This is a genomic window from Caballeronia sp. Lep1P3, assembly GCF_022879595.1.
Lineage (GTDB): Bacteria > Pseudomonadota > Gammaproteobacteria > Burkholderiales > Burkholderiaceae > Caballeronia.
The window spans coordinates 125,477-149,438 of sequence record NZ_CP084268.1; the positions used below are offsets into that span (position 1 = coordinate 125,477).

General features: G+C 63.9%; 18 protein-coding genes. 15 read left to right on the forward strand and 3 right to left on the reverse strand.

Translation table 11 applies throughout. The features are described from left to right. Nucleotides 1–21: 21 nt before the first annotated feature. A complete protein-coding gene (gene gcvA / locus LDZ27_RS24875) occupies nucleotides 22–909 on the reverse strand; it encodes a transcriptional regulator GcvA (protein ID WP_244818350.1) in 888 nt (295 codons plus the stop codon). A gap of 120 nt (nucleotides 910–1,029) precedes the next feature. Here gcvA and LDZ27_RS24880 point away from each other — a divergent pair, with 120 nt between their 5' ends. The 12 genes from LDZ27_RS24880 to LDZ27_RS24935 all read left to right on the forward strand — a co-directional run bounded on the left by LDZ27_RS24880 (nucleotide 1,030) and on the right by LDZ27_RS24935 (nucleotide 15,943). Next, entirely contained in the window at nucleotides 1,030–1,893 is an 864-nt protein-coding gene (locus tag LDZ27_RS24880; protein WP_244818351.1) for a transketolase, read from the forward strand. After that, complete coding sequence (locus LDZ27_RS24885; RefSeq protein WP_244818352.1) at nucleotides 1,890–2,888, forward strand: transketolase family protein; 999 nt, start codon at nucleotides 1,890–1,892, stop codon at nucleotides 2,886–2,888. Before LDZ27_RS24880 ends, LDZ27_RS24885 begins: the two co-directional genes overlap by 4 nt. A 51-nt stretch (nucleotides 2,889–2,939) precedes the next feature. Then, nucleotides 2,940–3,701, forward strand: a complete 762-nt coding sequence (locus tag LDZ27_RS24890) for an SDR family NAD(P)-dependent oxidoreductase (protein WP_244818353.1) — start codon at nucleotides 2,940–2,942, stop codon at nucleotides 3,699–3,701. Between the two features lie 90 nt (nucleotides 3,702–3,791). Then, nucleotides 3,792–4,832, forward strand: a complete 1,041-nt coding sequence (locus LDZ27_RS24895; protein WP_244818354.1) for a TRAP transporter substrate-binding protein — start codon at nucleotides 3,792–3,794, stop codon at nucleotides 4,830–4,832. Nucleotides 4,833–4,837: 5 nt separating this feature from the next. After that, nucleotides 4,838–6,697 carry a TRAP transporter large permease subunit gene (locus LDZ27_RS24900; RefSeq protein WP_370653497.1) on the forward strand — a complete coding sequence of 620 codons (1,860 nt, stop codon included), beginning with the start codon at nucleotides 4,838–4,840 and terminating at the stop codon, nucleotides 6,695–6,697. Nucleotides 6,698–6,753: 56 nt separating this feature from the next. Further along, nucleotides 6,754–8,733, forward strand: a complete 1,980-nt coding sequence (gene tkt / locus LDZ27_RS24905) for a transketolase (protein ID WP_244818356.1) — start codon at nucleotides 6,754–6,756, stop codon at nucleotides 8,731–8,733. Between the two features lie 20 nt (nucleotides 8,734–8,753). After that, the gene (locus LDZ27_RS24910; protein ID WP_244818357.1) at nucleotides 8,754–9,707 is read left to right on the forward strand and encodes a D-2-hydroxyacid dehydrogenase; all 954 of its coding nucleotides are present in this window, start codon (nucleotides 8,754–8,756) and stop codon (nucleotides 9,705–9,707) included. Nucleotides 9,708–10,134: 427 nt separating this feature from the next. Continuing rightward, complete coding sequence (locus LDZ27_RS24915; protein ID WP_244818358.1) at nucleotides 10,135–11,667, forward strand: sugar ABC transporter ATP-binding protein; 1,533 nt, start codon at nucleotides 10,135–10,137, stop codon at nucleotides 11,665–11,667. 44 nt (nucleotides 11,668–11,711) lie between these two features. Then, the gene (locus LDZ27_RS24920; protein ID WP_244818359.1) at nucleotides 11,712–12,707 is read left to right on the forward strand and encodes an ABC transporter permease; all 996 of its coding nucleotides are present in this window, start codon (nucleotides 11,712–11,714) and stop codon (nucleotides 12,705–12,707) included. Between the two features lie 33 nt (nucleotides 12,708–12,740). Continuing rightward, a complete protein-coding gene (locus tag LDZ27_RS24925) occupies nucleotides 12,741–13,757 on the forward strand; it encodes a substrate-binding domain-containing protein (protein ID WP_244818360.1) in 1,017 nt (338 codons plus the stop codon). A 74-nt stretch (nucleotides 13,758–13,831) separates the two neighbouring features. Further along, complete coding sequence (locus tag LDZ27_RS24930) at nucleotides 13,832–14,728, forward strand: amidohydrolase (RefSeq protein WP_244818361.1); 897 nt, start codon at nucleotides 13,832–13,834, stop codon at nucleotides 14,726–14,728. A 450-nt stretch (nucleotides 14,729–15,178) separates the two neighbouring features. Then, entirely contained in the window at nucleotides 15,179–15,943 is a 765-nt protein-coding gene (locus LDZ27_RS24935) for a ParA family protein (protein WP_244818362.1), read from the forward strand. Nucleotides 15,944–15,955: 12 nt separating this feature from the next. Here the strand turns inward: LDZ27_RS24935 and LDZ27_RS24940 are convergent, their stop codons facing one another. Next, nucleotides 15,956–16,870 (reverse strand): LysR substrate-binding domain-containing protein, encoded by a 915-nt coding sequence (locus LDZ27_RS24940; RefSeq protein WP_244818363.1) that lies wholly within the window; start codon nucleotides 16,868–16,870, stop codon nucleotides 15,956–15,958. Nucleotides 16,871–17,031: 161 nt separating this feature from the next. Between LDZ27_RS24940 and LDZ27_RS24945 the strand changes: the two genes are divergently transcribed. From LDZ27_RS24945 to LDZ27_RS24955, 3 genes are all read left to right on the forward strand, one after another. Then, nucleotides 17,032–17,973: a hydroxymethylglutaryl-CoA lyase gene (locus LDZ27_RS24945; RefSeq protein ID WP_244818364.1), complete on the forward strand. Its 942-nt coding sequence runs from the start codon at nucleotides 17,032–17,034 to the stop codon at nucleotides 17,971–17,973. Nucleotides 17,974–17,980: 7 nt separating this feature from the next. Then, nucleotides 17,981–19,132 (forward strand): CaiB/BaiF CoA-transferase family protein, encoded by a 1,152-nt coding sequence (locus LDZ27_RS24950; RefSeq protein ID WP_244818365.1) that lies wholly within the window; start codon nucleotides 17,981–17,983, stop codon nucleotides 19,130–19,132. Between the two features lie 88 nt (nucleotides 19,133–19,220). After that, nucleotides 19,221–20,660: an MFS transporter gene (locus LDZ27_RS24955; protein WP_244818366.1), complete on the forward strand. Its 1,440-nt coding sequence runs from the start codon at nucleotides 19,221–19,223 to the stop codon at nucleotides 20,658–20,660. Here LDZ27_RS24955 and LDZ27_RS24960 read toward each other — a convergent pair. Further along, nucleotides 20,650–23,952: a PAS domain S-box protein gene (locus LDZ27_RS24960; protein ID WP_244818367.1), complete on the reverse strand. Its 3,303-nt coding sequence runs from the start codon at nucleotides 23,950–23,952 to the stop codon at nucleotides 20,650–20,652. The two genes, LDZ27_RS24955 and LDZ27_RS24960, sit on opposite strands and share 11 nt — an antisense overlap. Nucleotides 23,953–23,962: the final 10 nt, after the last annotated feature.

Consider the following 23,962-nt stretch of genomic DNA (forward strand, 5'->3'; position numbering starts at 1 on the left):
ACATCGATGCAACGTTCGCATTCAGCCCAACTCTTCGAACAACCAGTCCTGGAAGCTCTTCACCTTCGGCGAGTCCACCGATGACTTCAGCAAGTTCAACGTATAGCCGTTGACAGCGAGCCCGTCGAAGCCGAACGGCGCGACCAGCTTCGCCGTTTCCAGTTCGCGCTGCACGAGCAGGAGGCTCTCCAGACAGACGCCGACGCCATCGGCCGCCGCGCTGATCGCCATGAAGGAACGATCGAAGCGCGGCCCGCGCGAAATATCGAGCGGCGTCTTGCGATAAAGGCGCATCCAGTCGCGCCATCCGACGAGGCAGTTCTCGCTGTGAATCAGCGTGTGATGCCGCAGGTCCGCGACCGTGCGGATCGGATGAGCGCCTTCCATCAGCTTCGGCGAACAAAGCGGCACGATCGTCTCGGACGGCAGATCGAGCACCAGCGTGCCCGCCGGCTGCAGTCTGCGTGCCCCGTAACGCAGGTCGATGTCGACCGCTGCGCGCGTCAGGTCCACCGGTTCGTTCGACGCATTCAGCCGCAAGTCGATATCCGGATGCCGCGCCGAGAAGCGCGCAAGACGCGGCATCAGCCACTGAGTCGCGAAACTCGGCGTCGAATGCAACGTGAGAATGTCGCTTTTCGCGACGCGGCCGATATTGCGCGTGGCTTTCTCGATGCGCGCGAACGCCGCGCCAATCTCCTCCGCATAGGCGCGGCCGCTGTCCGTGAGCAGCACCGCGCGATGCACGCGATGAAAGAGCCGCACGCTCAACTGCTCCTCGAGCAGCTTGATCTGATGACTGATTGCCGAAGGCGTCACGAACAGTTCTTCTGCTGCAAGCGCGAAGGATTCGAGCCGCGCGGCCGCCTCGAACGCCTGTATCGACTTGAGCGTCACGCGATTGTGCATTGCAGTGATCACCTGAATTCAATTCAACGCTGCGCCACTTTAATTCGTTTGAGCGCACGTCTACAAGCGAATACGCTTGATTCATCGCCAAATGCTTCGCGAAAGGGAAAACCCTGAAGCATGCGCAGACCTCAATTAAGGAGACTCAGCGTGGACAAGAGCATCGCGCAACTCGCGCAGCACGCTCATCGCATTCGCCGCAACGCGCTTTTGATGGGCGAAGTGCAGGGCCAGGGCTATATCGGCCAGGCGCTCGACATCGCCGATGTACTGGCTGTCGCGTACTTCGGCGCAATGAACTATCGCCCCGAAGATCCCGAGTGGGAGGACCGCGACCGCTTTCTTCTCTCCAACGGCCACTACGCGATTGCGCTGTATGCGGCGCTCTTCGAGGCGCGTGTCTTGCCGGAACATGAACTCGAAAGCTATGGCAGCGACGACAGCCGCTTGCCGATGTCAGGCATGGCGAGCTATACGCCCGGCATGGAGATGTCGGGCGGTTCGCTGGGTCAGGGCCTCACCATTGCAGTGGGCCGCTGCCTCGGGCTCAAGCGCAAGAACTCGAAGTCCTTCGTCTACACCCTCTTCTCCGATGGCGAACTCGACGAAGGCGCGATCTGGGAAGGACTGATGTCGGCGGCGCACTGGAAGCTCGACAACCTCATCGCGATGATCGACGTGAACAATCAGCAGGCCGATGGCCCGTCCTCGCAGATCATGGCGTTCGAGCCGCTCGTGCCGAAGCTCGAAGCGTTCGGCTGGTACGTGCAGCGTATCGACGGCAATGACATCGGCGCCGTGAAGGAAGCCGTCGATAACGCGCGCAATTTCAAGGAAGCGAAGCCGCGCATCATCGTGTGCGACACGAAGATGGGCTGCGGCGTGCCGTTCCTCGAAGAACGCGAAAAGAACCATTTCATTCGCGTCGATGCGCACGAATGGAAGCTCGCGCTCGATGCACTGGACGCAGGGAGACAGGCATGAGTACCGTCGCAAAGAAGCCGCGCCTGAAGACCTCGGCGATGATCGCGTCGATTGCGGGCGAAGGACAGGTCACGCGTTCCGCGCCCTTCGGCCATGCGCTCGCCGAACTCGCGCGCACGAATACGAACATCGTCGGCATGACGGCCGATCTCGGCAAGTACACGGACCTGCACATCTTCGCGAAGGAATTCCCCGAGCGTTACTACCAGATGGGCATGGCCGAGCAACTGCTGATGGGCGCGGCGGCGGGCCTCGCGCATGAAGGCGCACAACCGTTCGTCACGACCTACGCGGTGTTCGCCACACGCCGCGCCTATGACTTCATCCACCAGACGATCGCCGAGGACAATCTCGACGTCAAGATCGTCGCCGCGTTGCCGGGCCTCACGACCGGCTACGGCCCGAGTCATCAGGCGGCGGAAGATCTCGCGTTGATGCGCGCGATGCCGAACATGACCGTCATCGATCCTTGCGATGCGCTCGATATCGAGCAGATGGTGCCTGCCATCGCCGCGCACAAAGGTCCGGTGTATGCGCGTCTTCTGCGCGGCAACGTGCCCGCCGTGCTCGACGAATATGGCTACCAGTTCGAACTCGGCCGCGCGAAGCTCCTGCGCGACGGCGCGGATGTGCTGATGATTTCGAGCGGCATCATGACGATGCGCTCGCTCGAAGCCGCCAAAGCGCTGCAAGCGGACAACGTCGACGTCGCCGTGCTGCATGTGCCGACCATCAAGCCGCTCGACACCGCGACCATCCTGCGCGAAGCGAACCGCACGGGCCGCATGGTCGTCGTCGCGGAGAACCATACCGTGATCGGCGGCCTCGGCGAAGCGGTCGCGCGCACGCTGCTCGGCGCGGGCGTCACGCCCGCCTTCCGCCAGATCGCCCTGCCCGACGCGTTCCTCGACGCGGGCGCCCTTCCCACGCTGCACGACCGCTACGGCATTTCCACCGAAGCGATGTGCGACACCATCAAAGGCTGGCTCGGCTGAAGCCTTCGTTTCATCACACACACACCAACACATCATCAGGAGAGTTCCATCATGTCAGAGTCGCGTCTTCTCGAAGGCAAGGTCGCCGTGATTTCCGGCGCGGCGTCGCCGCGCGGAATCGGCATGGCGACAGCCCGCATGTTCGCGAAGCACGGCGCGAAGATCGCCATCTTCGATCTCGACGAAACCGCCGCACAGGAAGCCGCGAGCAGCATCGGGCCGGAGCATCGCGGCTATGCGTGCAACGTGACCGACCGCGCCGCGTGCGATGCAGCCGTGGAGAAAGTGATCGCCGACTTCGGCGCGATCGACGTGCTCATCAACAACGCGGGCATCACGCAAGCCGTCAAGCTGCTCGATATCGACCCACAAAGCTGGGACCGCATTCTCGACGTGAACCTGCGCGGCGTGCTGTATCTGTCGCAAGCGGTGGTGCCGCAGATGAAGCGGCAAGGCGGCGGCTCTATCGGCTGCATGTCGTCGGTATCGGCGCAGCGCGGCGGCGGCATTCTCGGCGGCCCGCACTATTCGGCGGCGAAAGCGGGCGTGCTCGGTCTCGCCAAAGCGATGGCGCGCGAACTCGGCAATGACGGCATCCGCGTCAATTGCGTGACGCCCGGCCTCATTCAGACGGACATCAACGCGGGCAAGATCAGCGACGACAAGCGCACCGAGATTCTCGCGGGCATTCCGCTGAACCGTCTCGGCGTGCCGGACGACGTGGCGGGCGCTTTCCTGTTCCTCTCCGCGCCGATTTCTTCGTACATCACCGGCGCGGTGATCGACGTGAACGGAGGCATGCTGATTCACTGACGCATAGAAACACCAGGAAGCACGACGCGCCTTCAAGAGCGCGTTTCGAGAACAAAATCCATCGCCATGAAAGGTTTGGAGGAGCACACCATGACACATCGCACGAAACAAGGCGGCATCGACAGGCGCTCGTTCCTGAAGACGGGCGCCGCCATCGCCGCGGCCGCGCCGCTCTGGAGTCTCACGACGCGCAACGCGTTTGCCGCCGACTTCTCCTACAAGCTAGCGACCGGGCAGGACCCCACGCATCCGGTGAACATCCGGGCGCAAGAGGCGTGCGACAAGATTCGCGCCGCGACCGGAGGCAAGCTCGACATCAAGGTGTTCCCCGCGAATCAGCTCGGCTCCGATACCGATCTGCTCTCGCAAGTGCGCAGCGGCGGCGTCGAGTTCTTCAACCAGGCATCGTCGATTCTCGCGACGTTGACGCCCGCAGCGGGCATCGTCAATACGGGTTTCGCGTTCCCGGACTACGGCACCGTGTGGAAAGCGATGGACGGCGATCTCGGCGGTTATATCCGGGCGCAGATCGAAAAGAGCGGCATCATCGCCGTGTCGAAGCCGTGGGACAACGGCTTCCGTCAGATCAGTTCGTCGACGCGCGTCGTGAAGACGCCTGCGGACCTCAAGGGCTTCAAGATTCGCGTGCCGCAAGCGCCGATGCTCACGTCGCTCTTCAAGTCGCTCGATGCCGGCCCCGCGCCGATCAACTTCAACGAACTGTATTCCGCGTTGCAGACGGGCGTGGTCGAGGGTCAGGAGAATCCGCTGCCGATCATCGCGACAGCCAAGCTCTACGAAGTGCAAAAGTCGATCAGCCTCACGTCGCACGTGTGGGATGCCTACTGGATTCTCGGCAATCGCCGCGCATGGCAGGCGCTGCCGCCCGACATGCGCGCCATCGTCACGCGCGAGTTCGAAGCCGCCGGCATGCTGCAGCGCGCGGACATCGCCAAGCTCAACGGCAGCCTGCGCGACGACCTGAAGAGCAAGGGCATCAACATGGTCGAAGTGGACCGTGAGGCATTTCGCGGCGCGCTGAAGAAAACGAGCTTCTATAGCGACTGGAAGGCCAAGTACGGCGAGCAGGCGTGGAGCACGCTCGAAAAGTACACCGGAAAACTGGTATGAAAGCCATGCATTCCACCCTGCCTGCGCATCCGACGCCCCAGCGAATCGCGGGTTTTGTCGATACATGGCTCGGCCATCTCGTCGAGATTCCGGCCGCGTTGCTGGTCATCGCCGAGATCGTCGTGCTGCTCGCCGGCGTGACGAGCCGATATCTGCTGCACAATCCGCTCGTGTGGTCCGACGAACTCGCGTCGATGCTGTTCCTCTGGCTCGCGATGCTCGGCGCGGTGGTCGCATTGCGGCGCGGCGAGCACATGCGGATGACGGCGCTCGTTGGCATGGCGTCGCCGCGCGTGCGCGCGTTTCTCGATGTCGTCGCCATCGCCGCGCCGCTCGCATTCATGGCGCTGGTGATCGGCCCCGCGCTCGACTTCGCGCAGGACGAATCGTTCATCACCACGCCCGCGCTCGAAATCTCCAACTCGTGGCGCGCGGCGGCGTTGCCGATCGGTTCGGGCCTGATGCTGCTCGTCGCGTGCCTGCGCCTCTTCAGGGTCGGCGACTGGAAGCTCACCATCGGCGCACTCGTGCTCGTCGCGGCGGTTGCGGGTGCGTTCTATGCGGCAGGCCCGTTCCTCAAAGGCCTCGGCAACTTCAACCTGCTCATCTTCTTCGTCGGCCTCGTTGCGGCGTGTGTGCTGTCGGGCGTGCCGATCGCCTTCTCGTTCGGCCTCGCGACCTTCGGCTATCTGGCGCTTACGACGAGCACGCCACTCGTCGTCGTGGTCGGGCGCATGGACGAAGGCATGTCGCACCTGATCCTGCTGTCGGTGCCGCTCTTCGTGTTCCTCGGACAGTTGATCGAGATGACCGGCATGGCAGCCGCGATGATCGCGTTTCTCGCGAGCCTGCTCGGTCATGTGCGCGGCGGCCTGTCGTATGTGCTCGTCGGCGCGATGTATCTCGTCTCCGGCATCTCCGGCTCGAAAGCCGCGGACATGGCGGCGGTCGCCCCCGTGCTGTTCCCCGAGATGAAGGCGCGCGGCGCGAAACCGGGCGATCTCGTCGCGCTGCTCGCCGCCACCGGCGCGCAGACCGAAACCATCCCGCCGAGCCTCGTGCTCATCACGCTCGGCTCGGTCACGGGCGTATCGATCTCCGCGCTCTTCACGGGCGGCATGCTGCCGGGCATCGTGCTCGCCATCACGCTATGCACCGTCGTGTGGTGGCGCTATCGCGTGGACGATCTTTCCGGCGTGAAGCGCGCGAACCGTGGCGAGATTCTGCGCAAGTTCGCCATCGCCCTGCCCGCGCTCGCGCTGCCCTTCGTGATTCGCGCGGCCGTGGTCGAAGGTGTCGCGACGGCGACGGAAGTCTCGACGATCGGCATCGCGTATGCGGTGCTGGCCGGGCTTCTGATCTATCGCCGCTTCGAATGGGCACGCTTGAAGCCGATGCTCATCGACACCGCCGCGCTCTCCGGCGCGATCCTGCTCATCATCGGCGCCGCCACGAGCATGGCATGGGCGCTCACGCAATCGGGATTCTCGGGCCAGCTCGCGCGCACGATGGCCGCGCTCCCCGGCGGCGGGTGGATGTTCATGGCGGCGTCGATCCTCGTGTTCATCGTTCTCGGCAGCGTGCTCGAAGGCATCCCGGCCATCGTGCTGTTCGGGCCGCTGATGTTCCCCATCGCGCGGCAAATGGGCATCAACGACGTGCATTACGCGATGGTCGTGATCCTCTCGATGGGCGTCGGTCTCTTCGCGCCGCCCTTCGGCGTCGGTTATTACTCGGCGTGCGCGGTGAGCCGCATCCATCCCGACGAAGGCATGAAGCCGATCCTCGGCTATATCGCGGCGCTGATCGTCGGCCTGATTCTGGTGGCCGCCGTGCCCTGGTTCTCCACCGGCTTCCTGCACTAATTCTCACTGTCCAGTTCATTCATGCCGCTCCTCGACGGGAGCGGCAAGGAGAAGTCATGTCTTCAATCGACACGCAGAGGCTGTCGAACGCCATCCGCTTTCTGTCCATCGACGCGATCGTTCGCGCGGGCGAAGGTCATCAGGGCGTGCCCCTCGGCATGGCCGAAATAGCCACGGCCTTGTTCACGCGGCACATGAAGTTCAATCCCGCCGATCCGCAATGGCCCGATCGCGACCGCTTCGTGCTCTCGAACGGCCACGGCTCGATGCTGCTCTATTCGGTGCTGCATCTCGCGGGCTATGCGAACTTCGGGATCGACCAGATCAGAACGTTTCGCGACATGGGCTCGCATTGCGAAGGCCATCCCGAGTTCGACACGGCATCCGGCATCGAAGTGACGACCGGCCCGCTCGGACAAGGCATCGCGAATGCGTTCGGCATGGCGGTCGCGGAGGCGTATCTGAACGCGAAGTTCGGTGACGGCATCGTCGATCACCACACGTATGCATTCGTCGGCGACGGCTGCCTGCAGGAAGGCGTGGGGCAGGAAATGATCTCGCTCGCGGGCCATCTGAAGCTCGGCAAGCTGATCCTGTGCTGGGACGACAACCGCATCACCGATGACGGCAGCACGTCGCTTTCGATCAGCGAGGATGTGAGCGAGCGGTTTCGCGTCGCGGGCTGGCATGTGATCGAAGTCGACGGACACGATCTCGAAGCGGTGTCGAACGCGCTCGACGAAGCGAAGCACGACCCGCGGCCTTCGATGATCGCGTGCCGCACGACGATTGCACGCGGCATTGCACGCTTGCAGGGCCAGCGCGGCGGTCACAGCGGCCGTCTCTTCGACAAGGACGCCGACGCTGCCCGCAATGAACTCGGCTGGCCGCACGCGCCGTTCGACATTCCCGACGACGTGCTTCACGCATGGCGCGAAGCGGGACGGCGCAGCGAGCATGAATATCGCGCGTGGCGTGAACGTGTCGCCGCATTGCCTGCCGGCGAGCGCGCGGAGTTCGAACGCATTCAGTCGGGCGAACTGCCCGAAGGCTGGCGCCGGACGCTCGAAGCCTACAAGCGCGAAGCGAGCCGCCGCGAAGATGTGCCCGGCGGCATCCTGATTTCCGCCGAGATCAACGATCTGCTGGCGAGCGTGATACCCGAGCGCATGGTCGGCTGCGCGGACCTCGAAGCGCCGACGAGCCACAAGCGCAGCTTGCGCGCGTTCACGGCCGAGGATCGCGGCGGGGCCTACGTCCATTGCGGCGTGCGCGAGCACGTCATGGGCTCGATGGCCAACGGCATGGCCGCGCACGGCGGCGTGATTCCGCTTGCCGTCACCTATCTCGCGTTCTCCGACTACGAGCGCCCCGCCATGCGCATGGCCGCGTTGATGGGCCTGCCGGTGAAGTTCGTCTTCAGCCACGACTCGATCGGCGTCGGCAAGAACGGACCGACGCATCAACCGGTCGAGATTCTCGCGTCGTTGCGCGCGATGCCGAACATGCACGTCTTCCGTCCCGCCGATGCCGTCGAAGCCGCCGAATGCTGGATGCTCGCCTACGAGCGCAAGACCGGCCCGAGCACGATGGTCTTTGCGCGCCAGGAACTGCCGCTCGTGCGGCGCACGCACGACGACACGAACCTCTCGGCGCGCGGCGCATACGTGCTCGCGGAAGCGCAAGGCGGCGCGCGGCGCGTGACCCTCATCTCGACCGGCTCGGAAGTCGCGATCGCACTCGCGGCGCGCGAAGAGTTGCAGGCGACGGGCATTCCGACCGCTGTCGTATCGATGCCTTGCTGCGAACTGTTCGACGAGCAAGAGGCGTCGTATCGCACGAGCGTGCTCGGTGTCGACACGGTTCGCGTCGCGGTGGAAGCGGCCGTGCGCTTCGGCTGGGATCGTTACCTCGGCGATCGCGGCGGCTTCGTCGGCATGAAAGGATTCGGCGCATCGGGACCTGCGCCGACGCTCTATGAGCACTTCGGCATCACGCCCGCGCATGTCGTCGGCGAAGTGAAGCGGTATCTCTGAACCTTCATCACGGGACAAACATGAAGATCGTCTTTCTCGATCGCGAAACGCTCGCGCCGCAGATCAACCTGAAGCGCCCCGCGTTCGAACACGAACTGGTCGAGTACGACCGTACCGCGCCGGACCAGGTGGTGTCGCGCTTGCAGGGCGCGAGTATCGCGATCACCAACAAGGTGGCGATCACCGCCGATGTGCTCGCGCAATTGCCGCAACTGAAGCTGATCGCGGTGGCGGCGACGGGCACCGATTGCATCGACAAGGCCGCGTGCGCGAGGCATGGCGTCGTCGTTTCGAACATTCGCGGCTATGCGGTCAACACCGTGCCCGAACATACCTTCGCGCTGATGCTCGCGCTGCGGCGCAACGTGATCGCCTATCGCGACGATGTGCTCAACGGCGAATGGCAGAAGAGCGGCCAGTTCTGTTTCTTCAATCATGCGATCCGCGATCTCGGCGGCGCGACGCTCGGCATCATCGGCGAAGGCGTGCTCGGGCAGCGCGTCGCGGAAATCGCGAAAGCGTTCGGCATGAAGCCGCTCTTCGCGGCGCACAAGGGACGCGACGGCCTCGGCCCGCTCTACACGCCGTGGGACGAGGTGCTCGCGACGAGCGACGTCATCACGATTCACAGCCCGCTCACGCCGCAGACGCGCGGCATGTTGTCGAGAGCCGAATTCCGCGCGATGAAGAACAAGCCGCTCATCATCAACACGGCGCGCGGCGGACTGGTGGACGAAGCCGCGCTCGTCGAGGCGCTCGACGAAGGCTGGATCAGCGGCGTGGGCTTCGACGTGCTGTCGACTGAACCGCCCGCGCCCGATAACCCGCTGATGCGCGTGGCGGGCAGGCCGAATGTCATCGTGACGCCGCATGTCGCCTGGGCGTCGGACGAGGCACAGCAGTCACTCGCGGATCAGCTCATGGACAACATCGGGCGCTTCGTGGCGGGTCACGCGGTCAACGTCGTGTCGTGAGGCGGACGGGCGGGCGGCGAATACGTATCGTCCAATTTTTTTCAGGCGTAGTTGAGGAAAACTGCATTGATCGGCAAGCGTCACCGCTGCCATTCTGATACCACGCGGCGGGAAAACCAAAGCACGAATAACCGACCCCGTTGCATGCAGGCGCTCAAAGACGAAGCGCCCTGCCCTCATACAAATATTGCGCGATTCAGTCATCGCGCAGGAGACACGAAATGCCTTGTCAGCCCTCTCTTGCCGATTCGCCCGGCCCGGCGCTCAACGGCGTCTAACGACGTCTAACGACGTCTAGCCGCTCGCCCGCCGCGCATTGCACACGGCACAGCACGGCACGTCAATCCGCGTATCAACCAAGCTGCCCGCAAACGCCGGCGCGGTCCTCGTGACATGCGTCGAGCTTTCGTATCGATGGAGAATCGCGATGGCTCAAGAGCCGTATTTGCTGCATGCACGTTCGATCGTCAAGAGCTTCGGCCCGACGAGCGTATTGAAGGGATTCGATCTTTCCATCGCGCCGGGCGAAGTGCATGCGTTCCTCGGCGGCAACGGCGCGGGGAAGTCCACGTTCATCAAGATCATCTCCGGCCAGCACGAGCGGGACAGCGGCACGCTCCAGTTCGACGGACAGGACATGGGCGCTGCGTCGGCATCGCCCGTCGATTCGGGCATGATCGCGGTCGTCAATCAGGAACTCGCGCTACTGCCGCATCTGTCGGTCGCGGAAAACATCGCGATGCCGCGCCTGCATCGCGGGATGCGCACCTACAGCGAACGCGCATCGAAGGCGTTGGCGATCGATGCACTGTCGCTCATCGACCCGCATTTCGCGCGAGAGTCGGTGGGACGTCTCGTGGGCGATCTGACGCTGCACGAACGACAACTCGTGGAGATCGCCCGTTCGCTCGGTTCCGGCGCGAAGCTCCTGCTGCTCGACGAACCGACTGCCAACCTCACCGCAGCCGAAACCGCGCGTCTCTTCGCGGTGCTGCGCAAGCTGATAGCGGATACCGGGCTCGCCGTGCTGTTCGTGTCTCACCGGATGCGTGAAATCCGCCAGATCGCGGACGTGTGCACCATCATCCGCGACGGCAAGACAGCCGTCGACCGCGTGCGGCTCGGCGATATCACGGACCGCCAGATCGTCGACTTCATGGGACAGAGCGCCGTGCCGGATGAGCGCGTCGAGAGCGAGGCGGAAGAAGCTATTCACGCGAGCGCGGAGAGCGAGCGATCGCCCGATGCAAGCCACGTTCGTGCGCAAGCGATCACGCTCCGGCACGACGGCATCGAAGTCGAAGTCGCGCCCGGCTCGATCATCGGCCTCGCCGGAGCGCCGACCGGCCCTGTCGCGCTGATCGAGGCACTCACGGGAATCGCGAGGCGCACCGCGTGGAGTATCACGCGCAACGGCGCGGCGATCCGGTACGCGAGCCCGTCGGCGGCGGCGCGCGCGGGCGTCGGCTATATCTCCGGCGACCGCGCGAACAAGGGCATTCTCGCCACGCTGCCGATCATCGACAACCTCATGGCGGCGCGCCGCATCGTCGAGCGTCGCAGCGTCGCGCGCAGTGAAGAACTGGAACACGGCACAAGCCTGCTCAACGCACTCAGGATTCGCGCGGGATCGCTCTGGGATCTGCCATCGACGCTGAGCGGCGGCACGCAACAAAAGATTCTCGTCGCGCGCTGGCTCGCGCTCAAGCCCAAGCTGCTCATCCTCGAAGAGCCGACGCGCGGCGTCGACATTCGCACGAAGCGCGAAATCTACGCGCTCATCCGCAAGCTCGCGGCGCAAGGAACGGCCGTCGTCTGGTGGTCGACCGAATACGTGGAGCTGGTCGAGCTTTGCGACACCGTGCTCGCCTTCGACCTGTCGGGCCGGCCGACAGGCGTGCTGCGCCACGCCGAAGTCGACGAGACCAACCTCGCCAACGCAACCGGAATGGCCGCCTGAATACGGCATAGGCCGCGCCAACAGCATTCAAACAGGAGACGATCATGAAGACAGTCACCCGCCCGATCGAGGGCGAAAGCAGTCAGTCGAGCGGTAGCGTGAGGCGCCTGCTGTCCACCTACCGGACCGAGATCGCGATTGCGATCGCGATCGTCATCATCGAACTCGGCGTCGGCATGATCGTGCCGGCGGCACTGTCGGCGGGGAACATCGCGAACGTGTCACAGGCGGCCGCGCCGCTCGTCATCATGGCCTTCGGCGTGCTGCTCGTGATCATCACCGGCGGCATCGACTTGTCCGTTGGCTCGGTGTTTTCGTTGACGGGCATGGTCACGGGTCTCGCGATGGCGCATGGCTTCGGCGCGGTCGCAAGCAGTCTCGCCGGGCTTGCAGTCGGTCTCGTCATCGGCACGATCAACGGCGCGCTCGTCACCTTCGTCGGGCTTGCGCCGTTCGTCGTGACGTTGAGCACCTATGCCATTGCGGGCAGCCTTTCCTTCATCGTGACCGACGGCCACTCGCTTCCGATTTCCGACCCGGACTACTGGCTCCTCAACTCCGGCTCGCTGGTTCCGGGCGTCATCAACTACGTCCTGTGGTGCGCGCTGTTGCTGGTGGCAATCGAGTTCTGTCTGCGCAAGGTGGTGGCAGGCCGCTGGTTGTATGCGATCGGAAGCAGCAGTTCGTCGGCGCGCGTCATCGGCATTCCCGTCAACCGCGTGCGCCTGAGCGCCTACGTGTTGTCGGGGCTGCTCGCGTCGTTCGCGGGCATCGTGAGCATCTCGTACATCAGCAATGCGGAAGCGACGGCCGGTTCGAGCCTCATGCTCCAGGCGATCGCAGCGGTCGTGATCGGTGGCGCGAGTCTTTTTGGCGGCACGGGTTCCGCCATCGGCGCACTCCTCGGCTCCCTGATGATCACGATCATTCAGAACGGCGCGAACCTCATCGGCGTGAACAGTTTCTGGCAAGGCACCGTGACAGGTGTCGTCATTCTCATTGCGGTACTCGTCGACCGCATCACCAAAGCGCGGCGCTAGAGCCGCGTCGAACAGCATCCAAAGGAGACAAAGATGACTACCTGCGCTTTCGATACCACTCGCGCCTCGAAATGGCGTGTCGCAAACTGGACGGCAGCGGCTGCGCTCGCGCTTGCCGCCGTGACTTCTCATCCGGCGTTCGCGGAGGACAAGCAGACGGTCGCCTATATTGCGCCGTCGCTCGACATCTCTTACTGGCAGTGGGTGGCGTATGGCGTCAAACAGCGAGCGAAAGAACTCGGCATGAACTATGTCGAATTCACGTCGGAGAACTCGCCGGCCAAACAGATGGACAACGTTCGCACGGCGCTGACGCGCGGCGTGACGGCCGTGGTGATGGGACCGGTCAGTTCGACGAGCACGCCGCCCGTGCTTCGCCTGCTGAAGGACAAGGGCGTGCCGATTGCATTTACCGGCATCGGCCCCGGCGCGGGACAGAAAGACTATACGTCGGCGGTGACGGCGAACAACTACGAGACGGGCAAGGCCGAAGGCTCCTACGTGTGCAAGCTCGCCAAGGAACGCGGCGGCAACAAGATCGCGATGCTGTCGCTGCCGCAAGACCGCGAGAACGCCCAGAAGTACATGAAGGGCGCGAAAGAATCGTTCGCCGCCGATGGGTGCGATCTCGTGCAGGTTCTCGAAACGCACGGCCTGACGGTGAACGAAGCGGTCTCTCAGGCCAACGACATCCTCACGGCTCATCCCGATGTCAAGGCTATCTACGGCATGTATGACGAAGCGGCAACGGGCGCGGCCAAGGCGCTGCAGACGCGCGGACTGACGGGCAAGGTCGCCATTGTCACCGCCGATGGCAGCCCGACGACGATCCGTCTGCTTCGCGATGGCGCGATTCAGGGCATCTTCCTGCAGGAAGCGGTCGGCCAGGGCATCGATGCGACGACGCAGGTGCACAATGCGCTCAACCATCAGCCGACGACGCAGGAACTCGCGCTGAAGGAGCCGCTGGTCACCAAGGACACGATCGACAAAGCCGACGCGCAGCAGACCGTGAAGCGCGTCTATCCGCCTTCGGCCGGCAGCTATTGAACGTCGTGCCGTCGCGAGCCGCCGTGCATGACTGGCGGCTCCGGAGCCGGGCAATCAAAGAAAACGGAGACATCATGGACAACTTTCCCATCATCGACCCTCATCACCATCTGTACGACCTGAAGACAGGAAACTATCCGTGGCTGCAAGGCCCGATGCTGGACCGCGTGTTCGGCGACTATTCGGCGATTCGCAAGGACTATCTGATCGACGACTTTCTCGCCGACATCAAGAATCAGAATGTCGTGAAGACCGTGCATCTCCAGGTCGAGTACGACCACAACGATCCCGTCGCCGAAACGCGCTGGCTGCAAGGCGTCGCGAACGAGCACGGCTATCCGCATGGAATCGTCGGTTTCGCGGACCTGTCGTCGCCGGGTGTGCAGCAGGTTCTCGAGGCACATCTCGAGTTTCCGAACGTGCGCGGCATTCGTCAGTGCCTGAACTTCCACCGCGACCCGGTCAAGACGTTCATCGACAGTCCGCATCTCATGAGCGATGCGCAATGGCGTGCCGGTTATGCGCTCCTCGAACGCTACGGTCTGTCATTCGACTTGCAGCTCTACTACACGCAAATGGAAGAAGCGACCGCGCTTGCGCGTGATTTTCCCGACACGCCTGTCGTGCTCAATCACACGGGCATGCCGGTGGACCGGTCGCCCGAAGAAATCGACGCATGGAAGAAGAGCATGACGCTGCTGGCGAGCGCGCCGAACGTGTTCTGCAAGATATCGGGCCTCGGCATGGGCGACTGGAAGTGGACGGTCGACAGCATCCGTCCTTTCGTGCTGCATGCGATCGAAGCCTTCGGAGTGAAGCGGTGCATGTTCGCGAGCAACTTTCCGGTCGACAAGCTATTCAGCAGCTATGACGATGTGTTCAACGCGTTCAAGACGATCACCCAAGGTTTCTCGGACGATGAACGACGCGCACTGTTTCATGACAATGCCGAGCGCGTTTATCGGCTTTGATCGGCTTCAATTGGCTTGGATCGGCTGCATAGGGCCGGCGTCGCGCATGCGGATCATGCGAATTCCGCAAAACGCGGCGCCGGCTCGCCCTTCCTTATTGCCACTTCGCGTTTTTATGGCGGCTGCGGCCGACCGCGTCCCACAGCCTTTTGGCCTGCTTCTGTGGGGACTTCGAGTGGTCTTCGTGGTGAGGCTCTGCGTCGGCAGCGTGACCGAACGTGACGCCTCGCCTTGCGCGCCTGAACATATCGGCGAATCTCATCGCGACCTCCTTTTGCGGCAAAGACACCGCGAATTCAGTGTACTCCGCCGGCTCTTCCGCTGAAGCACCAATTGATCGACCGCCCGCTTCGATGCAGGCGCATGCGCTAATATCGGCATGAGTGTGACGTGCGGCGTTGCACCAGACTTCGTTCGAACGCCCGTTCATTTCCCGAGGAAAGCCAGCCGATGCGACGTGTCGTCTTCAATCAAAAGGGTGGCGTGGGCAAGTCCACCATCGTCTGCAATCTCGCTGCGATCAGCGCATCGCGCGGTTTGCGCACGCTCGTCATCGATCTCGATCCGCAAGGCAACGCGAGCCAGTATCTGCTCGGCGCAAGCGCGCCCGACGCGCAGCCGAATCTCGCGAGCTTCTTCGAATCGGCACTGAGTTACAGCTTTCGCGAACCCGCGTTCGATTCGTTCATTCACGCGACGCCGTTCGAGAATCTCGACATCGTGCCGTCGCATCCGTCGCTGGAAACGCTGCAAGCCAAGCTCGAATCGCGCTACAAAATCTACAAGCTGCGCGACGCGCTCAGGAGCCTCACGGATTACGACGCCGTGTATATCGACACGCCGCCCGCGCTCAACTTCTTCACGCGCTCGGCGCTGATTGCGGTGGAGCGCTGTCTCGTGCCGTTCGACTGCGACGACTTCTCGCGCCGTGCACTCTATTCCGTGCTGGAAAACGTGCAGGAAATCCGCCACGACCACAATCCCGATCTGAACGTCGAAGGCATCATCATCAATCAGTTTCAGCCGCGCGCGAGTCTGCCGAGGCAACTCGTCGACGAACTGCGCGCCGAAGACCTGCCCGTGCTGGACGCGCATCTGTCTTCGTCGGTGAAGATTCGGGAAAGCCATCAACGCGCGCAGCCGATGATCTATTTCGAGCCGCGTCACAAGCTCGCGCAGGAATACGCCGCGCTGCACGACGAACTCAATCGCTGACGAACGCAGCCGCTACGCCGGTTTTTCCGCGCTCGCGCGCGCGGTCAGATGCTCGACCATGCGCTGCGCGGCGGGCTGGAGCATGTCGAAGCGCTTGTAGCACACGATAAAACGCCGCTCCGCCCACACGTCCGTCAGTGGAATGATGCGAACGCCTAGCTGCGGGCTATACGCCGTCGATACTTCCACCGGCACGACGCTGATTCCGAGGCCCGCCGCCACGACGCGGAACGCGGCATCGAAGCTGGAGACGATCACGCGAAACGCGATGGTGCGGCCCGCCTGCGCCGCCGCGCGTTGCAGCATGGTCTGGACCGCCGTGGCGGGTGGCAGGCCGACATGGTCGTAGTCGAGCGTCTGATGGAATTGCACGGTGGAAAGCGCGGCGAGCGGATGGGCGGGATGAACCGCCAGCGCAAGGCGATCGTGGCGGTAAGCGCGATGCTCCAGCCCTTGCAGTTCGACGTTGTCCCAGCACACGCCGACAGCGGCAGCGCCTTCGCGCAACTGGCGCACGAGATCCTGCGAGAGGCGTTCCTCGATGTCGACCATGATGTTCTTGTTGGCCGGCTCGCGCATGAAGGCGGCGATATCGTCGAGCAGTTTCTCCGCAATCGCCGACGCGGACGCGCACACGCTCACCCTTCCCTTCAGGCCGACGCCGAACGATGAAATGTCGTGGGCGATGCGATCCATCGTGAAGAGCACGCTCCTCGCGTGTTCGAGCAGCGCGAGGCCCGCTTGCGTGGGTTCCACGCCGCGCCGCGAGCGCGAAAGAATCGGCACGCCAAGGTCGGCTTCCAGTTGAGCGATGCGCTTGCTGATCGCCGATGGCTCGATGTGCGCGTCTTCCGCCGCCCGCGCGATATTGCGTTGATCGCAGACGGCTACGAATAGCCGCAGCGTCTTCAGGTCGAGTTCCCGCACTTTCGTCTCCGTGCTCTTCGTGCCCTTCGTGCCCTTCGTGCCCTTCCCGTTCGGAACGTTGGCGCTTCCGAAACATCGCTTTACGAATACTGCGGAATCTCTAATGTGATGTCAAACGCCGGCGCACTGCAAGACCGGCATCGATACACGGAGACAGCACCATGCCCTCATTCCCCTCGGATGTCGTGATCCGCGAAGTCGGCTTGCGCGACGGCCTGCAAAGCATCAGAAGCATTCTTCCTACCGAACGCAAGATCGAATGGATCGATGACGCCTACGCCGCCGGACAGCGCGAGATCGAAGTCGGCTCCTTCGTGCCGGCGCGTCTTCTTCCGCAACTCGCGGATACCGCCGAACTCGTCGCGCATGCGAAAACGCTGCCCGGCCTCTTCGTCTCCGTGCTGGTGCCGAACTCGAAGGGCGCCGAGCGCGCCATCGAAACGAAAGCCGACCTGATGCTCGTGCCGCTTTCCGCGAGCCGCGAACATAGCCTCGCGAACTTGCGCAAGGAACCGGAGGAAGTCGTCGCGGAAGTCGCCCGCATGCGCGCCGCACGCGATGCCACCGGCTCGAAGACGCTGATCGAAGGCGGCATCGGCACGGCGTTCGGCTGCACGATTCAGGGCAACGTCGCGCAGGAAGACGTGCTGCGCTACATGCAGGCGCTCCTCGATGCGGGCGCGGACCGCGTGAGCATCGCCGATACGGTCGGCTACGCCGGTCCCGCCGCCGTGCGCGCGCTCTTCGAGAAAGCGCGCAAGATCGCGGGCGAGCGCTTCTCGTGCGGCCACTTTCACGACACGCGCGGTCTCGCGCTCGCCAACGTCTATGCCGCGCTCGACACTGGGCTCGCGCGCTTCGACGCCACGCTCGCGGGCATCGGCGGCTGTCCGCATGCGCCCGGCGCGAGCGGCAATGCGTCGAGCGAAGACCTGGCGTTCATGCTCGCCGATATGGGCATCGAAACGGGCATCGACATTCCTGCCTTGCTGAGACTGCGCGCGAAGGTCGCGCGGTGGCTGGAAGGCGAAACGCTCCACGGCGCGTTGTGGCGCGCCGGACTGCCCAAAACCTTCACCGCATCCGCTGCCCTCGACGCCTGAGATGACCATGACCAACGACACCCGACTTCCGCTCGACGGCATCCGCGTCATCGAGTTCACGCACATGGTCATGGGACCGACGTGCGGCATGATCCTCGCCGATCTCGGCGCCGAGGTCATCAAGATCGAGCCGCCCGGCGGCGACAAGACGCGCAAGCTGCCGGGCCTCGGCATCGGCTTTTTCCGCTCGTTCAATCGCAACAAGAAGAGCGTCGTGCTCGACATCAACACGCCCGAAGGCCGGGAAGCCGCCGTCGAACTGATCGGCACCTGCGACGTGATGCTCGAAAACTTCCGCCCCGGCCTGATGACGAAGCTCGGCCTCGACTATGAAACGCTCGCGAAGCGCTATCCGCGCCTCATCTATGTGTCGCACAAGGGCTTCCTGCCGGGACCGTATGAAAAGCGTCTCGCGCTCGATGAAGTCGTGCAGATGATGGGCGGGCTTTCGTATATGACGGGGCCCGTTGGACGGCCGCTGCGCGCCGGGACGTCGGTGAACGACATCATGGGCGGCATGTTCGGCGCGATCGGCGTGCTTGCGGCCTTGCGCGAGCGCGACGCGACCGGCCGTGGACAGGAAGTGCAAAGCGCGCTTTTCGAGAACTGCGTGTTCCTCTCGGCGCAGCACATGCAGCAATACGCGATGACCCGCGAAGCGCCGCCGCCGATGCCCGCGCGCGTGTCGGCGTGGAGCGTCTACGACGTCTTCACGCTGGCCGGCGGCGAGCAGCTCTTCATCGGCGCGGTGAGCGACAAGCAGTTCATCACGCTGTGCGATGTGCTGAAACGCCCCGATCTCGCGGCGGAACCGAGGTTCGCAAACAACGCGCTGCGCGTGGCCGTGCGGCCGGAACTGCTGCAACGGCTCGGCGAAATCCTGAAGGATCATCGCGCCGACGAGCTCGCGCCGAAGCTCGAAGCGGCCGGCATTCCCTACGCGCCCATCGTGCGCCCGGAGCAACTGCTCGACGATCCGCATCTGAAGGCGAGCGGCGGACTCGCGCCGATGCAGACCGAAGACGGCAGCATGACCGATGTCGTCCTCTTGCCGATCACGATGGGCGGACGCCGCCCCGGCGTGCGTCAGGCGCTCGCGCGCGTCGGCGAGCATACGCAGGAAGTGCTGTCGCGCCTCAGGAGCCGCGTGAGCGCATAGGGATCGACGCAGGACCGAAGCATGAATGCGCGACAGGCACCGGACATAAGCGTGCCGTCGTGCGAGCCGATGTCATCAGGAGACAACGATGCAACCCACCGTCACCGCGGACTCGCATCCGCTCGCCCCGCCGCATGTTCATGTCGGCACTACGCCCGGCGCCGAGATTTCCGCGCGCATGGATCGCCTGCCCGTCGCCCGTCATCTGTGGGTGCTCGTCGGCCTGATCTCGCTTGGCGGCTTCTTCGAAATCTACGATCTCATCTTCACGGGCTATATCGCGCCGGGCATGGCAAAAAGCGGCCTGCTCCAGACGACCACGCACGCCTTCTTCGGCTTCACCGGCATAGCGGGCTTCATCGCCGCGACATTCGCGGGCCTGTTCGCCGGCACGTTCGGCCTCGGCTGGATGCCCGACCGTTACGGCCGGCGCGCGGTTTTCACCGTTTCGCTGCTGTGGTATTCGGTCGGCTCGGCGATCATGGCCTTCCAGACGACGCCCGAGGGCGTGATCCTGTGGCGCTTCATCACGGGCATCGGCGTGGGCGTGGAGATCATCACCATCGACAGCTACGTCACGGAACTCGTGCCGCAGCACATGCGCGGCCGCGCGATGGCGTTCAACCAGATGGTGATGTTCGCGGCGGCGCCCGTTGCCGCGATCCTTTCGTACTGGCTCGTGCCGACCACGGCGTTCGGGCTGGACGGCTGGCGCGTGGTCGTGCTCGCGGGGTCGGTCGGCGCGGTCGTGGTCTGGTTCATCCGGCGCGCGGTTCCCGAGTCTCCGCGCTGGCTCGCGATGCACGGCGACGTGAAGAAGGCCGACGCGATCGTGCAGAAGATCGAAGGCATCGTCGAGCGTCAGTGCGGTGGACGCCTGCCGCCGCCGTTGCCGGTGATCGGGCAGCCCGCGCATCGGCGTGCCTCGTTCGGCGAACTGCTTCAGGCGCCGTACCGTTCGCGGCTCGTCCTGCTGATCGTCTTCAATTTCTGTCAGGCCATTGGCTACTACGGCTTCGCGAACTGGGTGCCGACGCTTCTCATCGGCCAGGGCATCACGGTGACGAAGAGCCTGCTCTATTCATTCGTGATCGCGTTCGCATTGCCCGTCGGACCGATGATCGCGATGTTCTTCGCCGACAGGATTCAGCGCAAATTCCTGATCGTCGGCGGCGCGATCGCGGTGATCGTGTGCGGCCTTCTCTTCGCGCAGATGAAGTCGGTGGTGCCGCTCATCGTGCTGGGCGTGCTTATCAGCTTCGCGGGGCAATTGATTTCGGTGTGCTACCACGCGTATCAGGCCGAACTCTTTCCGACGGCGGTGCGTTGCCGCGCCAACGGCATCGTGTATTCGGCGAGCCGCATCGGCGCGATGATGTCCGGCTTTCTGATCGCGTTCCTGCTTCGCGACTTCGGCGTGACAGGCGTGTTCACCGGCATCACGGCGACGATGGTGGTCGTCGCGGTGTCGATCGGCGTGTTCGGTCCGAAGACGAACGGCTTGCGCCTCGAAGAGATCAATCACTGATCTCGCGCCGTTCCCTCGTCGCTTCGAAAACGCGGCGAAGAATCGTATCGAGCGAGGTCACGTCGTAGGGCTTGCGCAGCAGCATGCAGCCCTCGATGGCGGGCGCATCGTTCTGACCGGTCGCGAAGATCACCGGCAAGCCCGGCCTGCGCTGCCGCGCAAGCACGGCGAGTTCGCTGCCGGGCATGTCGGGCAAGCCGATGTCGGTCAAGAGCACATCGACATCGTGTTGGTTCAGCACGGCGAGGGCGTCGGTCGACGTCGTCGCTTCGTGCACGACATGGCCGAGCGCTTCCAGCAGTTCCGCCGTCACCGCGCGAATGAGATCGTCGTCTTCCACATACGCGATGCGCAGGCCCTGCGCGCGTTCGTCGGTCGGCGGCGCGATGGCCGGATCGGAAGGCAGCGCGCCACTCGCCGATGCGGGCGCCATCGCCTGAATGGGAATGTCCGTCAATTCGGCGCCGGCAAGCCGGTTAAGCAGCACGCGACGAATCTTGCGGGCAAGCGCCTCGCGCGAGTACGGCTTGCTCAGCCGTTCCACGCCGGCGTCGAGCCGCCCGCCGTGCACGATCGAATTCTCCGTGTAGCCGGACGTGAACAGCACGGCGATGCCTGGAATACGCTCGCGCGCCTTCCTCGCGAGCTCGGTGCTTTTCATGGGACCGGGCATCACGACGTCCGTGAAAAGCAGGTCGATATGCACGCCGCTTTCGACGATGGCGAGCGCGCTCATGGCATCGCTTGCGCGCAGCACGCGATAGCCGAGGTCGTTGAGCATCTCGATGACGGTCGCGCGCACTTGCTCGTCGTCTTCGGCCACGAGCACGACTTCGGTTCCACCTTCGGCCGGGCCGATGTCCGTGTGCACGCGCTGGTCCTCGGATTCGAGCGTGCGCGGCAGATAGAGCTTCACCGTCGTGCCGTGGCCCTGCTCGCTATAGAGCTTGATGTGTCCGCCGGATTGCTTGACGAAGCCATACACCATCGACAAGCCCAGCCCCGAACCCTTGCCTTCCGGCTTCGTGGAGAAGAACGGTTCATAGGCGCGGCTCATGACTTCGGGCGTCATGCCGCTTCCGGTATCCGTCACCGCGAGCATCACGTATTGCCCCGACGCCGCTTCGGGATGCAGGTTCGTGTAGCTGTCGTCGAGAAAGGCGTTGCCGACTTCGATCGTCAGCTTGCCGCTTCCGTCCATCGCGTCGCGCGCATTGATCGCGAGATTGAGGATCGCGTTCTCGAGCTGCGCCGGATCGACGAACGTATTCCATAGCCCGCCGCTGATGACCGTTTCGAGTTCGATCGCGTCGCCGAGACTGCGCCGCAGCATGTCGTCCATTTCGGAGACGAGCCGCGCGAGACGCACCGCTTTCGGTTCGAGCGCCTGCCGGCGTCCGAAAGCAAGCAACTGGCTCGCGAGCCGGCTGCCGCGATGAACGCCGCCCAGTGCCTGTTGCAGGCGGCGTTCGGCGCGCTCGTTGCCCTGCACGTCTTTCGACAGCAATTGCAGATTGCCGGAGATGACCTGCAGCAGATTGTTGAAGTCGTGCGCGACGCCGCCCGTGAGCTTGCCGATGGTTTCCATGCGCTGCGATTGCTGCAACGCAAGTTCCGTCTGCCGCAGCGCTTCGGCCGACGCGACATCGGCGCTGATGTCGCGCCCCACCGCATGAATGAAGTCGTTGTCCGGCACCGCCGTCCATGAGAGCGTGCAATATCCGCCCTCGCGTCGCCGGAAGCGGTTGATGAACTTGAGCGTGCGGCTGCCGTCCGCGAGACGCTGGATTTCCGCGAGCGTCGGCGCGACGTCGTCGAGATGCAGGAGATTGATGAACGACTGCCCGATCAACTCGACCGCCGTCCATCCGAGCAGGTCCGTCCACGCGGGATTGACCGAGACGATCGACGCTTCCAGATCGGCGACGAGCATGAGGTCCGTCGAGAGACGCCACATGCGTTCGCGATCCGCGGCGCTTTCCGCGACCTTCTGCTCCAGATCCTGATTGACGCTTTGAAGAAAGCGGGCCGCCGTCTTCTGGTCGTGAATGTCCATGTTCACGCCGATCCAGCGCGTGATGCCGCCTTCCGCATTGCGCACGGGAAGCGCGCGGCACAGATGCCAGCGGTACGAGCCGTTCGCATCGCGCAGACGTGCTTCGTGTTCGAACGCGTGCTCGAAGCGCACGGCCTCGTTCCACAGATCCCGCGCATCGGACCCGTCTTCCGGGTGCGTGACCTTCGCCCAGCCTTCGTCGCGCAGGCTGCCCTCCGGCATGCCGGTGTATTGATAGCTTCGCTCGTTGATCCAGTCCACGCGCCCCGATGCTTCCGCCGACCACACCTGACACGGCAGCGCCTGCGCGAGCGTGCGAAACCGCTCCTCGCTTTCGCGCACGGCGCGCTGCGCTTCGATGTGCGCGGTCACGTCGTTGCCCTGCACGAAGACGCCGAGAATGTCGCCCGCCGCGTCGCGCACCGGCTGATAGCTGAAGTCGAGATAACGTGTCTCGGCCATCGAGCCGGGGTGCCGGTTGAGCGTGACCGGCTCCGCGAGACGCGCAGTCGGGGAGCCGAGCCGGTATGCCGCATCGAGCAGTTCGAAGAAGCCCTGGCCGTCGACTTCGGGCAACGCGTCTTTCACCGTCCTGCCGATGAGATCGCGCTGGCCGACGAGCTTCATGTAAGCGGGGTTCGCCAGCTCGAACGTGTGGCGCGCGCCCGTGACCATCGCAATGAAGCCCGGCGCCTGCTCGAACATGCGCCGCAAGCGTTCGCGGTCGTCCTGCAAGGCGCGCTTGGCGCGCACCTTCGCCGTGGTTTCGACGACGATGGACATGACCGCGACCGGATGCCCCGACTCGTCGAAGATCGGCGAATAGTCGAGATTCATCCACACTTGCTCGGGCGCGCCGTTGCGATAGAGCGTGAGTTCCTGATCTTCATAGCGCAGCGTTGCGCCGCGCAGACCGACGTTCATCACGTTGTCGTTAAAGTCGGCCACTTCGGGCCATCCTTCGCGCACGTTCGAGCCGAGCAAGTCCGGATGCCGGCCTGCTGCAAAGCCCGAATAGGCGTCGTTGTACAGCATGACGCCTGCTTCGCCCCATAGCGTGACGATGGGAACCGGCGACGACATGATGATCGACAGCGTGTTTTTCAGAATGAGCGGCCATTCGGCAATGGGACCGAGCGGCGTTCTGGACCAGTCGCGCGTGGCAATTATTGCCGAACATTCGCCGCCGCCACTTAGAAACGGGAGCAGCGAATCGGTCATTCTGGGAGATGTCATCGGGAATCGA

Excerpts from the sequence above, each read along its gene's own strand:
- gcvA (WP_244818350.1), bottom strand. The coding sequence starts at position 909 with ATGCACAATCGCGTGACGCTCAAGTCGATACAGGCGTTCGAGGCGGCC.
- LDZ27_RS24880 (WP_244818351.1), top strand. The coding sequence starts at position 1,030 with ATGCGCAGACCTCAATTAAGGAGACTCAGCGTGGACAAGAGCATCGCG.
- LDZ27_RS24885 (WP_244818352.1), top strand. The coding sequence starts at position 1,890 with ATGAGTACCGTCGCAAAGAAGCCGCGCCTGAAGACCTCGGCGATGATC.
- LDZ27_RS24890 (WP_244818353.1), top strand. The coding sequence starts at position 2,940 with ATGTCAGAGTCGCGTCTTCTCGAAGGCAAGGTCGCCGTGATTTCCGGC.
- LDZ27_RS24895 (WP_244818354.1), top strand. The coding sequence starts at position 3,792 with ATGACACATCGCACGAAACAAGGCGGCATCGACAGGCGCTCGTTCCTG.
- LDZ27_RS24900 (WP_370653497.1), top strand. The coding sequence starts at position 4,838 with ATGCATTCCACCCTGCCTGCGCATCCGACGCCCCAGCGAATCGCGGGT.
- tkt (WP_244818356.1), top strand. The coding sequence starts at position 6,754 with ATGTCTTCAATCGACACGCAGAGGCTGTCGAACGCCATCCGCTTTCTG.
- LDZ27_RS24910 (WP_244818357.1), top strand. The coding sequence starts at position 8,754 with ATGAAGATCGTCTTTCTCGATCGCGAAACGCTCGCGCCGCAGATCAAC.
- LDZ27_RS24915 (WP_244818358.1), top strand. The coding sequence starts at position 10,135 with ATGGCTCAAGAGCCGTATTTGCTGCATGCACGTTCGATCGTCAAGAGC.
- LDZ27_RS24920 (WP_244818359.1), top strand. The coding sequence starts at position 11,712 with ATGAAGACAGTCACCCGCCCGATCGAGGGCGAAAGCAGTCAGTCGAGC.
- LDZ27_RS24925 (WP_244818360.1), top strand. The coding sequence starts at position 12,741 with ATGACTACCTGCGCTTTCGATACCACTCGCGCCTCGAAATGGCGTGTC.
- LDZ27_RS24930 (WP_244818361.1), top strand. The coding sequence starts at position 13,832 with ATGGACAACTTTCCCATCATCGACCCTCATCACCATCTGTACGACCTG.
- LDZ27_RS24935 (WP_244818362.1), top strand. The coding sequence starts at position 15,179 with ATGCGACGTGTCGTCTTCAATCAAAAGGGTGGCGTGGGCAAGTCCACC.
- LDZ27_RS24945 (WP_244818364.1), top strand. The coding sequence starts at position 17,032 with ATGCCCTCATTCCCCTCGGATGTCGTGATCCGCGAAGTCGGCTTGCGC.
- LDZ27_RS24950 (WP_244818365.1), top strand. The coding sequence starts at position 17,981 with ATGACCAACGACACCCGACTTCCGCTCGACGGCATCCGCGTCATCGAG.
- LDZ27_RS24955 (WP_244818366.1), top strand. The coding sequence starts at position 19,221 with ATGCAACCCACCGTCACCGCGGACTCGCATCCGCTCGCCCCGCCGCAT.
- LDZ27_RS24960 (WP_244818367.1), bottom strand. The coding sequence starts at position 23,952 with ATGACATCTCCCAGAATGACCGATTCGCTGCTCCCGTTTCTAAGTGGC.